A 13,124-nucleotide genomic window follows, 5' to 3' on the forward strand; every position below is an offset into this window, starting at 1 on the left:
TTCATTGTGTAAAATTCACTCAAATGTATGTAGTTGTTACTGGTTAATTACTAGAAGATTCACAGATCGTCTGAACATATTACGGGGGGTTTAATGAAGCTTGTCTGAATTACATTTGTATAAAATAAAAAAGCCGCAAGAGCGGCTTTTTAAATGTTTGGATTTAACTTAGTTATTTCTTTTTAAATCGACGCACTATTGATAGTGGTGCTAAAAGAAGTGATAACCATAATAATGAACCTGCATCATTATCGTCATCTGAGCGTAAGTTATTTACTTTCACAGCTACTTTTTCAACGTTAGATAAGTTACCCACGCTATCTTGAGCTTGCACTGTTAAAGTAATACGATTTTCGAATTCGTAATCAATCTCTCCAGCAACAATTAACTGCCCCTGATTGTTAATTGAAACGCTATCATTATCAGATGTAATAAATTTAACAACAGGTGATTCATCGGCATTTGGATCACTAAAATCGAGCGTGCCGATAACTGTACCAATTGCGCTGTTTTCATCGACTGCAAAAACTTGATCAGCTGTAATAACAGGCGTTTGCTCTTCAGGTGTTAAAGTAATTTCAGATTTAATATCAATAATTACAGGGTCGTGATCTGATGCGCGGTATGCACTTTCAGAGTACAAACTAGATTGTTGACCTTCGCTTTTAAACTCTACATTGTAATCAAGAGAAATAGGTTCATCTGCGTTGATGTGCCAATCTGTTGCTGCAACAATTTTACTAAGTAGTGATTGGGTAGCTACTGCGTGATCTAAACTACCAGCGCGACCAGAAAAGCTGTAAGAGTAACCAAGTGTATCCCCATCAATTTCTGCAACTACATTTTTGTAGCCTTTATCAGCAAATGCACGTATTGGGTCTTCCATTGCGTAAGCATTCATATCGCCGACTAAAATAGTATCTTCGTCGTCAATACCGGTTGGTTTGCTATCAAGCCAATCAGCGAATGCATTAGCACCCTCTGTGCGTATTTCATTCCAACAGCCTTGACCATCGCCCGAATCTGCATTATTACCCGAAGCACTACCACAGCTTTTAGATTTAAGGTGTGACACAGCAACTGTAAATACTTCATCAGTTTCTAATGATTTAAAGCTTTGTGCAATTGGAGCACGATTACTAAAATCAAATGGTGCTTCAGTTGTAATGGCAGCAGTACCTACTTCTTCTACTTTGTTAGCACGATAAATTAATGCGGTAGTAATTGCATCTGTACCAATTTGATCTACGTTAAAGTCAACAAATGCGTATTGGTTAGCTGAATCAGCTTCGTTTAATGCATTTACTAAGCTCGCAATAGCGCTAAATTCGCCAAAGCCATCATTTTCTATTTCCATTAAACCAACAACGTCGGCCTGGATAGCGCTAATTGCACTTACAATTTTAGCTTCTTGACGAATAAGTTCAGCTTCTGAATCTGCACCTCGAGCGGTAGGGAATCCTTCGCCTTGGCCATCACCATTAAAGTAATTAAGTACGTTGAAGCTAGCTACGCGTAAATCTGCTTCAGCATTAAGTTCAGGCGCATCTTCACGTGCATTTGTTGCAATAAACTGAGGTGCTAAAGTTGGGTGTATTCTGTAAAGGCTAAAGCTATAAGCAAGTGCACCTGTAACTGTGTTTACAGTGTCACCAGTACGTAATGTATTTTCTGCTGACAAGCCTGGAGTTGGGTACGCTGTTGGGTCTAAGTTTTGTACAGTAGAGCCATCATCTAGTAGGATCTTTTTAAGCAGGTTTTCTGTTTCAACTGCATTAGCCGTATCTCCAGGTAGTGCAACCTGTGTACCTTGATACAAGCGCTCTGTTGCTAACTCAACTTCACCATATCGACCAAGGCCAAAGTTATTAGTTACTACTAATGGTTGCTCCAAAGTAACTAGCATACCTTCAAAAGCTTCTAAATCCGTTGTATCAGCTAAAGGTAAAGTAATTTTTGTAGCTGCTACAGGTAAACCTGTATCACAAATTGCTACTTGGCTTACGCTGCCAATTTGTGTTGCATCAAAATACTCTTCAACAGTACCTTGTACGCGCACATGGTCACCAACATTTACATCAGTATCTGCAAAATAAACAAACACACCTTCAGAAGTTAGTGGGTTGGCATCTATGTCTGTAGCAAGTGAGCTAACAAAAAAGCCTTTTAATTCTTCATCACCTTGAAAATCGGCGGTTACAACACCTTCAAGTTCTACTAATGTACCTACAAGTGGGCTAGCAGAGCCGTCACCTTGAATAGCATTTATTAGTGTTTTTTCTGCACCACAAACTAGTGGTTCAAGTGGTTCTGGTTCTGGAATTGGTTCAGGTGTTGTTCCACCATTACCTGCATGTGAACCTAAGCCGTCGAATGCATCAATTTTAAAGCTATCCCACTCTACACTTGGATCAAAAGTTGCGGTTGCATCTGTACGACCACTGGTAATAGTATCTTTACGGCGAAGAGTTTGGTCTTTTGCGGAAACACCGCCTCCTTCCCATGTTTCTCGTACTTCGTATTGACCAAAGCTATCTACAATATTACCGTTTTTAGTCAGTATTAGAGTATCGTCACCATTAAACCCAATAACGCTGTTTTCCAAATCGGCTTTGGCTTTTAAATCATCAGATGAGCTTGGATTGACAATTACAATAGTAGAATTTGCAGCAAGTGTTCCTGTAAGGTCTACAGAATTGCCAACTTCACTTTTACCATTTGAATACAAGCTAAGTGTATACCCCTCAAGAGAAAGCTCCGTATCAGCATTATTATAAAGCTCTATTGCTTTATTATTACTGCTTCCTTCTATATATTCTGAAATAATTAGATCAGCGGATGCTGGTGCACTGAGACTGGCTATAACAAGTGCGAGTGGTGTTATTTTTGTTTTAAACATTTTTTTATTATTCCCGTGTATTAATCCCAAAATGGGACACCAGTTTAGAGAATAAATATGACGAAAATAATACAAAAATGTAAACGAATGTAAATAAAAGGCGGTTTAACCGCCTTTTTATAAAACCCTTACTTTTTAGCTAGGTATTGTGCGGCTTGCTTAGCAAAGTAGGTCAATATTCCATCAGCGCCTGCACGCTTAAATGCAAGTAAAGACTCCATTATAGTAGCTTCCTCACTTAACCAACCGTTATCAATAGCTGCTTTGTGCATTGCATACTCGCCACTTACCTGATATGCGAAAGTAGGTACACCAAACTCGTCTTTAACACGACGTACAATATCTAAATAAGGCATGCCAGGCTTAACCATGACCATATCAGCGCCTTCTTGTAAGTCTAATGCGACTTCACGTATTGCTTCATCAGAGTTTGCAGGGTCCATTTGGTAGGTTTTTTTATCGGCACCTTTTAAGTTACCAGCAGAACCTATTGCATCTCTAAATGGGCCATAGTAGCTAGATGCGTATTTAGCTGAGTAGGCCATAATACGGGTATGCACAAACCCATCAGCTTCAAGCGCTTCACGAATTGCAGCAATACGGCCATCCATCATGTCTGAAGGGGCAATTACATCAGCGCCTGCTTCTGCATGTGAGAGTGCTTGTTTAACTAAAATCTCGGTGGTTACGTCGTTTATCACATAGCCAGTGTCATCAATAATGCCGTCTTGACCGTGCGTTGTGAATGGATCAAGTGCACCATCAGTAATTACACCCAACTCAGGAAATGCTTCTTTTAAAGCACGAACAGTGCGTTGGACTAAGCCATCATCATTATATGCTTCTTCGGCAAATAATGATTTTTTATCCGCAGGTGTTACCGGAAAAATAGCTAAGGCAGGTACACCAAGTTCAACAAGTTCTTTTGCTTCAAGCAACAGCAAATCTATTGATAAACGCTCGATACCCGGCATTGATTCAATTGCTTCGCGGCGATTTTTACCTTCAAGTACAAATACAGGGTAAATTAAATCGTTTACGCTAAGTTGATTTTCAGCCATTAAGCGGCGAGAAAAGTCGCTGCGGCGCATTCTGCGCATGCGAGTATACGGGAAAAGGTCTAATCCTGATTGGGCCATATTAATATGCTCCTACTGTGGTAATGGAAAAGTAATTACTTGATTACGGCCATGTTGCTTTGCGTAATAAAGTGCTTTGTCGGCGCACTCAGTAAAAATTTGAGGATTGCTAACATCATCAGCAATGCTGGTGTATACACCAGCGCTAATTGTAAATTGAATATCATTATTGGCAACCGTTACTGTACTGGCTGAGATAGCTGCTCGTATTTTTTCAGCTATGTCTTGTGCGCCTTCATTGGGGGTATTAGGTAATAGCACCACAAATTCCTCACCGCCGTAGCGGGCAACTTCATCTAGTGGGCGCTTTAAATGATCTTTTATTAAGTCAGATACAGCTTTAATAACTTGATCGCCAATTATGTGTCCGTACGTATCGTTAATGCTTTTGAACCGGTCTATATCAAGCATAACAATGCTAAGTGGTGTTTGCTCTCGGCGAGACCGACGAAGTTCCATGACGAGTTTCTTATCAAAAAAACGTCTGTTTTTTATTCCGGTTAAAGCGTCTTCGGTATTGAGTAACTCAAGTGAACGATTTTTTTCTTCAAGTTCTCTAAGTGTAACTTGTAATTCAAAGGTGCGTTCGTCGACTTGTGATTCGAGTTCTTGGCGCGTTTTTTCTTGTAACTTTAAGCGCTCTTTAAGCAGTGTATCTTGGGCTGCATTTTCAGCAATCAAGGTTTGCTGAGCTATTACTTCTTCATCGCGTTGTAAAATAAATAACTTCATTACACTGTAACATAGACAGAAAGTGCAGCTAAAAAAGCATGCAAATACAAATGCTAATGTACTTCTGCTAAAGGCGTATAGCCCCATTACTGCCACAATAAAATAAAGCATTACCACCAAGAAAAAAACTAATACGAGCAATAGCGCTTTATTAGGTTTAGAAGGCGCTAAACGCATGCACGTAAATGTAGTTGCAATATAAAAGCCTAAAGCGATTGGGGTAGCCGTTAAGCAAAATAGTGTCACTATATGGTTTGGAAATAACCAAATAAATAATAACGAGACACCTAATACGTTAACCACTACCTTTTGAACCGTTAGTAAAAAAGAGGGCTTTGGATGGCAAATTTGCTTTTGCAAAGGCAAAAACATTAAAGTAATAAGCATAAGTAGTATAGGGATCATAACTTGCTGTAACGCCGGCAAATTAGGGTGAATATATTTTAAGCCAAAGCCACAAAGGTAGGCTAAGACCCCCCCCAATGTGAGTGTGATTAAACCAGCACAAATAAAATAACGTTTACGCGAAAAACCATATAAAACTAAGCAGCTCACACCTAAAGAAAATATAAAACCAATCAATAAGCCATAGAGTAAATTAAGTTTACCTTTATGCGCTAAATAAGCTTCTGGTTGCCACAAAGTTAAAGGGACTCGCAAGCCTGAGCTATTCATCACCTTCAGTATAATAATCGTTTCGCTATTTGCAGGGCTAATTAGTTTAACTAATAAAGATTCACTTCTGATCGCACGCTTATCAAGGGGGTATGCATCGCCAATTTGGGTGTAAGAAAGTAATTGCGAGTTATGTAACTGATATACTTGAACGTCGTTTAGCAGAGGGTTGTTTAGCGACAACAGTTGTTCGGTATTATAACTAAGCGTGTTTTTTATTTTAAATTTCACCCATACAGAACGTTGCTCAAGACCTAGGTTAAGAGGTTTGCCTAAGGTTTTTTGCCAGTCTACCTTGCTACTTTGTTGTGCATGTAATAGCGACGTTGGTTCAAAAGAGTAATACAGGTTATTGATGTTTTGAGAGTTGAAATCGTGTTTTATTATTACCGGGTTTGCAAATGAATAAAAAGTGCAAAGAAGCATTAATAGACTTAGTAATGCCTTTGCGCACGCCATTAGCAGCTCTTTAAACCAAAAACATTGTAAAAGTTTTCTGTTGTTTTTCGGGCTATTAATTCTTCATCTGTTTGATAAAGTTGCGCAACTGTTTGGCAAATATAAGGGAGCAGAGCGGGTTCATTTTTACGCGATTTAGGTTTTGGCTTAACTGTTCGTGGAATTAAAAATGGTGCATCAGTTTCTATTAATAATCGATCTAGAGGAATACTAGGTACTAGCTGTTGTAATTCTTTGCCACGCCTTTCATCACATACCCAACCTGTTATACCAATATACAGACCTAAATCTAAATATTGCTTAAGAGCTACAGAGTTACCCGTAAAACAATGAAGTACACCGCGAATATTAAACTCTTTTAGAATACTCAACATATCGTCACTTGCATCACGTTCATGTAAGTAAACCGGTAAATCTAATTTTTCGGCAAGCGTTAGGTGGCGTCTAAAAACGCTACGCTGTACATCGCGAGGTGAAAAGTCACGGTTATAATCAAGGCCGCACTCACCAATCGCTATAACTTGCTTATTGTTTGCAAGTGCAGTTAATTGTGCTTCTAATTCATTGGTCGCCGACTTAGCATCATGTGGGTGTATACCCGCTGTAGAATATTGAAGATGTTTTATTGCAAGTTCAAGTGATTGCTGACTGCTTGCAATATCACAACCTATAATAAGCATATTTGTAACACCGGCTTCGCTTGCGCGGGTAACTACATCACGATGCTGGTCATTAAATTGATGATTGGCTAAGTTAACCCCAGCATCAATTAGGGTATATGACATTACTTGGTACGTTTAACGCGAATAGAGCGGTTTTTACCGTCTTGTTTCAGTAAAAAAGAGTTGAATGCACCACGGCTAATTACAATTGTATCGTTTTCTTTTAAACGCATGCTGTCAGAGCCAATTTGACGCCATTGTTGGCCGTTATCTAGAGAGATAATTAACTCGCCATAAGCGGCTTCTTTAACTGAAGTAACCATAGCTTTAATTTCAGTCTCTTTTTCTACCTGTGATTCTTTGTACTCTAAGCCAAAATCGTCAGCTTTTGCCTTTGCTTGAATTGGTGCAGCAGCTACGACTTGAGGTACATTGTTAGCCGTTGGTGGAGTAAGCGTTTTTGTTACTGTTGGCTTTGTTAGTGATTTACCAGCAACTGTATTGTCATAGCAAAGTAATCGGTTAAAGTCATTTTCAATAAAGCTACATGCTTGTAACGCTTGAGTATTAAATTGTGTTTGCGCAGCAAAAGTAGGCGCACTTAATAAAACCAATAGTGAGAGTAGTTGTTTTTTCATTTTATTCCTCAGATTCTTTTTGTGGTTTAGCGGTATAGAATTTTGCTAAAATTAGGCCTAGCTCAAACAAAAGAAGCATCGGAAATGCTAGTAAAGTTTGTGATAACACATCGGGCGGTGTTAAAAACATCGCCACTACAAAAACGCCTACGACAATATATGGGCGCTTTTCTTTTAAGCTTTTTGTTGTTGTTGCACCACTCCAACATAGCAGCATAATTGCCACAGGAATTTCGAAAGCGACACCAAATGCAAAAAACAGTTTTAATACAAACCCTAAATAGCTACTTATGTCGGGCGCAAGAGTCATCATCTCTGGACCAGTACTTGTAAAAAAGCCTAAAATAATTGGCAGAACTACAAAATAACAAAAGGCTATACCGCCATAAAATAATACTATACTTGAAGCGAGAATAGGCATGAGCATTTTCTTTTCATGCTGATATAAACCCGGCGCTATAAACCCCCAAATTTGATGCAATATCCACGGAATTGACGCAAATAAAGCGACAAATAAAGTTAGTTTGAAAGGTGCAAAAAAGGGGGCAGTAACGTCGGTTGCAATCATAGTTGCAGTACTTGGCAAATGCGAAACTAACGGCTGTGCAACAAAGGCATAAATGTCATTCGCAAAATATACTATGGCAATAAAAATAATGAAAATGCTCAATAGTGCTTTTATTAGCCGATCACGCAACTCAATTAAATGAGCTACAAATCCCGATTTTACTTCCTCAGCCATTATTTTTTATACCATGTAATAAGTTGACCACAAAGTGAGAGATAAATTTCACTTTTTTTCATCAAGTTGTTGGTTATTTGATGTATCCGGTTGTTTTTTCTTGTAGCTGTGAGTAACTGACTCAGCCGCTTTTTGTAACTCTGTTAATGAACTTTGTAACTCAGGGCTTAAATCTTTTAGTTCTTGTTGTTCTGCTTTTTTAAGGTTTTCGTGAAGTTCGTGAATACGCAGTTCCTCACTTACTTCGGCTTTTACCGAGTTGGCAAGTGACTTAGCTGTTTTAACCCATTTACTTACTGTTCTAATAGCAACAGGTAAGCGTTCTGGGCCAAGCACTACTAAGCCAACAATAAAAATAACAACAAGTTCCCACATCCCCATACTAATTAAACCTTATTGCTATCTTTGTTTTTTTCAGTATTGGTTGAGCCGTCAACGGTGCTTTTTTCTGATTGTTGAATTTGCTCTGACTTTTCTTGTTCACTCGCTGTGTCGTCTGACATTGCTTTTTTAAAGCCTTTAACAGCGCCTCCAATATCACCACCCATACCGCGTAGTTTTTTTGTACCGAAAAGTAAAACTATGATCGCTAAAACAATTAATAATTGCCAAATACTAATACCACCAAAACCCATGGTTTTCTCCAATATATAAACGGTTAAATGTATATTTTAAATACTAATTATACGCCCAATAGCGCAAATAGCACTCAGTTTATGCGTTGCGCCATGCTGTTATAAAACTAATAGCCGATAAGCTTATAGTAATACCTGCAGCTATTAAATCGTGCTGTAAATAACAAAGTGTTGCCATAATCATTGTAGCACTACCAAATAAACTCAATATTAAAGGTTTATGAGATACCTTTTGTTCTTGAGGTTTATGAGCGTGTGGTGCACGCTTTAAATTCTGGTAAATTAGATCAGGTAGTTCAGGCATTTTTTCAGCCCAAAATGGCAAGTTAGCATACATTTGCTTCAGTACTGATAGCGGTCCAACTTGCTGCTTAACCCAATCTTCTAAAAAGGGTTTAGCTGTTTTCCATAAGTCGAGTTGTGGATATAGCTGACGCCCTAATCCTTCAACGTATAATAAGGTCTTTTGCAGTAATACTAATTGCGGTTGAACCTGCATGTTAAAACGACGTGCGGTATTAAATAGATTTACGAGCACGTGACCAAATGAAATTTCAGCAAGCGGTTTATTGAATATAGGCTCGCACACTGTGCGAATCGCAAATTCAAATTCTTCAATGCTGGTATCGTGTGGTACCCAGCCAGAATCAACGTGTAGCTGTGCAACTTGGCGATAATCACGATTAAAAAAGGCAATAAAGTTTTCAGCTAAATAACGTTTGTCTTCTTTGCTCAAAGTACCAACAATACCGCAGTCAATACCGATATACATTGGATTTTCAGGATGCTCGCGAGAGACGAATATATTACCCGGATGCATGTCGGCATGAAAAAAGCTGTCTCTAAACACTTGCGTAAAAAACACTTCTACGCCGCGCTCAGCAAGTAATTTCATATTCGTGTTTTGCGCCAGAAGTGAATCGGTATCAGAGACGGGTATACCGTAAATACGCTCCATTACTAGGACATTACTACGGCTATAATCACTGTAAACTGCAGGAATATACAATGATTCAGAGCCTTCAAAGTTGCGCTTAAGTTGAATGCCATTGGCACCTTCGCGCATTAAGTCGAGCTCGTCTAGGAGTGTTTTTTTATATTCTTTAACTACTTCAACGGGGCGTAGACGTTTTGATTCGTTATGGACTTTTGCAAGTACCTTAGCGAGCTTTTCCATTAACGCTAAATCGGCATTAATTTGCTCGTAAATATTTGGTCTAATAACCTTAATTACTACATCTTGCTCAATGCTTTGCTCATCAATAAGCTTTGCTGTATGCACTTGCGCTATAGATGCAGAGGCTAGAGGTGTTTGTGAAAACTCACTAAACAATTCACTTATATCGTTAATTTCTAGCGCTTTTTCTATGATTTTTTGTGCAAGCTCGCCTTCAAATGGCTGAACTTGATCTTGTAAAAAGGCAAGCTCTAAAGCGATATCATGAGGGAGTAAGTCACGACGAGTAGAGAGCATTTGGCCAAACTTAATCCAAACGGGACCAAGCTCTTGTAGTGCCAAACGTAAACGTAGTCCTGCAGGTTTTTCTTTGTGCTGATTACGCAGCCAAAACAAACTGCCACGAGCTACTTTACCAAACCAAGGGAGCTTATGTTTAGGAATTAGCTCGTCTAGCCCATAGCGAAGTAAAGTTTTGGTGATGTTATACAAACGTGCAGTCGACACAAAAAATCCTTAGCGGGTGTTTGAAGGTAAAAAAGAGTTTAACAGGGTATTTATACGCTGCTCAACAGCAGCTACTTGGCCTTTGAGTTCTCTATTTTTTTGTTTAAATTGCTCAAGTTCTAATGGGTGAATAGTAATTGCGAGCTCGTCTTGGCATAAACTTGTAAGCATTGTACCTATTTTAGCATTAGTTTTGCTGCTCTTTTGTTTTAGTTTTTTTAGGTGTAGATATAACTGCTGAGCGGGGGTATCGCCAATGTATTTAGAAAGCTGTTCAGGCCAATCAATATCAATGCTTGAAAACGCATTACTATAAGTTTGCGCAATATTTAAATCGCCTTGTAAGTCGAGCTTATCTTGGCGAATTAACTGGGTAAGCATAGCTGGGTTTTTAAGTGCTAAAAGCGTGTCTATATCTGCGCTGATCATACAATCTGCGTTTTCGTTACTTTGAGCACTGTATAAGTGCAATTGCTCAGCGCTATAAACAAGTTGGATACTTTGTTGCCAATCTCTTACTTCAACCACTAAGCGCTGATGTTTAACTGCACTTAGTTTTTGAGACAATTGTGGGTCAAGGCTGAGAGCTTGATTTAGTACACGCTCAATAAGCGAAAGCACAAAATTAGGTAACATAAAAAATTCAGATGCCATTGCATCATTATTATTTTTTGTTATTTTCTCAAGTGCCATAACTGCTAGCCTTAATATTTAAAACCACGATGCAGCGCAACAATTCCGCCTGTGAGGTTTTGGTATGTTGTTTGCTCAAAGCCTGCATCTTCCATCATCGCTTTTAGCGTGTCTTGATCTGGATGCATGCGAATAGATTCAGCTAAATACTTATACGATTCACTGTCGTTAGCAACTAGCTTACCCATTGTAGGCAATAAATTAAATGAGTAAAAATCGTAAGCTTTACTAAGTACGTCATGCTCTGGTTTTGAAAACTCTAAAACAAGTAAACGACCACCTGGCTTTAAAATACGGTACATAGAGCGCAATGCTTTGTCTTTATCGGTAACGTTACGTAAGCCAAAGGCAATAGTGATCACATCAAAGCTATTATCTGGGAACGGCAGCATTTCTGCATTCATTTGTACGTAGTCGATATTGCCCACTAACCCAAGATTATGTAGTTTTTCACGGCCAACTTTAAGCATAGATGAGTTTATATCACCTAAAACAACTTGACCCGTTTCTCCAACTAATTGGCTAAATTTTGCAGTTAAATCGCCAGTGCCGCCGGCTAAATCGAGTACATGATGGCCTTTACGAACACCTGAGCTTGCAATAGTTTGACGTTTCCATAAACGATGCACACCAAAAGACATTAAATCATTCATTACATCGTATTTTGCAGCTACTGAGTGAAATACATCAGCAACCATAGAAGCTTTATCGTTCTCGGCTACTGTTTTATAACCAAAATGCGTGGTCTTTTGTTCGGTTTCGTTCATGACTAATCTCTATCGTGACAATAGAGGTTAGTGTACTTTATTGTACACAGTAGGTGCAATTTGAATATGATTTATCAGGTAATTTATTGCCCTGCAGTGTAACTACTTTGCCCTAATGAACGTGCTTTATAAGCCGCATGAGATGCTTTTTTAGCTAGCTGATTAAAATCATCTTCTTGTTGATGCTGAGCAATTCCTAGTGATAAGCCAATACTAGGTAGTTTAATCCCTGTTTTTGAACTAACAAAGCGCAGCTTTTCGACACCATTTCGTACTTTCTCGGCTATTACATTGGCCGTATCTGGGTCGATGTCGGCGAGCAAAACAGTAAATTGATCTTTAGCTGTGCGACCAGGTAAGCCACTTTGAAAAACATATTTTTGAACTTGCTTAGCTACTTTATTCAAAATGACTTCACCAATAATATCACCATAATTTTCAGTAAAATGATCAAGGTTGTCTATTTGAATCGCTATTGCGCAAATAGACTTTTGTTGATTAGTCCACACTTGCGTTTGTTGCGTTAAATAATGGCGCTTATAAAGCCCTGTTTGACTATCAATAATATGTTGTTTACGAAGCTGAGTAAGTTGCTTTTGTGTTTTTTCGTGTAGTTGTTTAGCTTTACTGAGTTCTTGCTTAAATTGCTTATGTTGGTTGAGTAATTCGGCGGTTTGATTATGGAGTACTTCAAGCGCTTGACGGCTTTGTTCTATGTTGTTCTCATTAAGCGAATGTACGCACTCGCTTACTTGACCCGCAAAACGAACTATTTGCTTCTCAGTAGCATGAGAGTTTTGAGAAAGTGAATTTATAACACCATCAACGTTTTGAATCATGTTGACTTGCGCTAAGTGGCCGGTATTTAAAAACTCAGAATGTAGCTGTTCAATTAAAACGCTATCTATATTATCTTCAACAGCAATAGCACGATCTAAAGCTTTATTTAGCTTGAGATTAGTTTGACTGGTATAAGTATAAATAACTTGATAATTCAGCGGCGTAGGTGGGAGCGCATAACGCTCTAAAAAAACACACACTTTGGTCATTTTTTCTTGTGCAATAGCCATGGAATCATGGAACATCATTTTTTAAATACCAACTAAGTACGCATAAGTGCAAATTCGAATATCTCATTCCATGAGGCGGTTATGCGTCCGAGCTTTTTATTATTTTTTACTACAGTAATCGTTATGTGCGCCATTTAAAAGTAAAAACAGAAGTTAGGGAACTTAAATTTTACTTTAGCGGCTTGATAGCTGTTTTTCTCATCAATTAAGCTTGCTATTGGCAATGTTAGAGTCGTTTCTTAGTTTAATACACTTGTTTTTAGTAAGGTTTATTTATTAAAGTTGGTCTCATTTACTTGCTATTTATTTAGCCTGCGATAGTTTTATGA

General features: G+C 38.5%; 12 protein-coding genes. All 12 read right to left on the reverse strand.

Annotation, left to right across the window (positions count from 1 at the left end; genetic code table 11):
• Nucleotides 1-172 precede the first annotated feature (172 nt).
• Nucleotides 173-2,899: an ExeM/NucH family extracellular endonuclease gene (locus L656_RS0114265; protein WP_024599707.1), complete on the reverse strand. Its 2,727-nt coding sequence runs from the start codon at nucleotides 2,897-2,899 to the stop codon at nucleotides 173-175.
• 128 nt (nucleotides 2,900-3,027) lie between these two features.
• Nucleotides 3,028-4,038 carry a porphobilinogen synthase gene (gene hemB / locus L656_RS0114270; protein ID WP_024599708.1) on the reverse strand — a complete coding sequence of 337 codons (1,011 nt, stop codon included), beginning with the start codon at nucleotides 4,036-4,038 and terminating at the stop codon, nucleotides 3,028-3,030.
• A 12-nt stretch (nucleotides 4,039-4,050) separates the two neighbouring features.
• Nucleotides 4,051-5,904, reverse strand: a complete 1,854-nt coding sequence (locus L656_RS0114275) for a sensor domain-containing diguanylate cyclase (protein WP_024599709.1) — start codon at nucleotides 5,902-5,904, stop codon at nucleotides 4,051-4,053.
• Entirely contained in the window at nucleotides 5,904-6,689 is a 786-nt protein-coding gene (locus L656_RS0114280) for a TatD family hydrolase (protein WP_024599710.1), read from the reverse strand. The genes L656_RS0114275 and L656_RS0114280 overlap by 1 nt, the downstream gene beginning before the upstream one ends.
• Nucleotides 6,689-7,204, reverse strand: coding sequence for a hypothetical protein (locus tag L656_RS0114285; RefSeq protein ID WP_024599711.1), 516 nt, complete (start codon nucleotides 7,202-7,204; stop codon nucleotides 6,689-6,691). Before L656_RS0114285 ends, L656_RS0114280 begins: the two co-directional genes overlap by 1 nt.
• Nucleotide 7,205: 1 nt before the next feature.
• The gene (gene tatC / locus L656_RS0114290) at nucleotides 7,206-7,946 is read right to left on the reverse strand and encodes a twin-arginine translocase subunit TatC (protein ID WP_024599712.1); all 741 of its coding nucleotides are present in this window, start codon (nucleotides 7,944-7,946) and stop codon (nucleotides 7,206-7,208) included.
• Between the two features lie 48 nt (nucleotides 7,947-7,994).
• A complete protein-coding gene (gene tatB, locus L656_RS0114295) occupies nucleotides 7,995-8,327 on the reverse strand; it encodes a Sec-independent protein translocase protein TatB (RefSeq protein WP_024599713.1) in 333 nt (110 codons plus the stop codon).
• A gap of 5 nt (nucleotides 8,328-8,332) precedes the next feature.
• Nucleotides 8,333-8,581: a Sec-independent protein translocase subunit TatA gene (gene tatA / locus L656_RS0114300; protein WP_024599714.1), complete on the reverse strand. Its 249-nt coding sequence runs from the start codon at nucleotides 8,579-8,581 to the stop codon at nucleotides 8,333-8,335.
• 79 nt (nucleotides 8,582-8,660) lie between these two features.
• A complete protein-coding gene (ubiB, locus tag L656_RS0114305) occupies nucleotides 8,661-10,265 on the reverse strand; it encodes a ubiquinone biosynthesis regulatory protein kinase UbiB (protein ID WP_024599715.1) in 1,605 nt (534 codons plus the stop codon).
• Nucleotides 10,266-10,274: 9 nt separating this feature from the next.
• Entirely contained in the window at nucleotides 10,275-10,958 is a 684-nt protein-coding gene (locus tag L656_RS0114310; RefSeq protein WP_024599716.1) for a ubiquinone biosynthesis accessory factor UbiJ, read from the reverse strand.
• Between the two features lie 11 nt (nucleotides 10,959-10,969).
• Nucleotides 10,970-11,725 carry a bifunctional demethylmenaquinone methyltransferase/2-methoxy-6-polyprenyl-1,4-benzoquinol methylase UbiE gene (gene ubiE / locus L656_RS0114315; RefSeq protein ID WP_024589468.1) on the reverse strand — a complete coding sequence of 252 codons (756 nt, stop codon included), beginning with the start codon at nucleotides 11,723-11,725 and terminating at the stop codon, nucleotides 10,970-10,972.
• Between the two features lie 83 nt (nucleotides 11,726-11,808).
• On the reverse strand, nucleotides 11,809-12,795 hold the full coding sequence (locus L656_RS0114320; RefSeq protein WP_024599717.1) for a GGDEF domain-containing protein: 987 nt from the start codon (nucleotides 12,793-12,795) through the stop codon (nucleotides 11,809-11,811).
• Nucleotides 12,796-13,124: the final 329 nt, after the last annotated feature.

Source organism: Pseudoalteromonas sp. TAE56 (assembly GCF_000497955.1).
Lineage (GTDB): Bacteria > Pseudomonadota > Gammaproteobacteria > Enterobacterales > Alteromonadaceae > Pseudoalteromonas.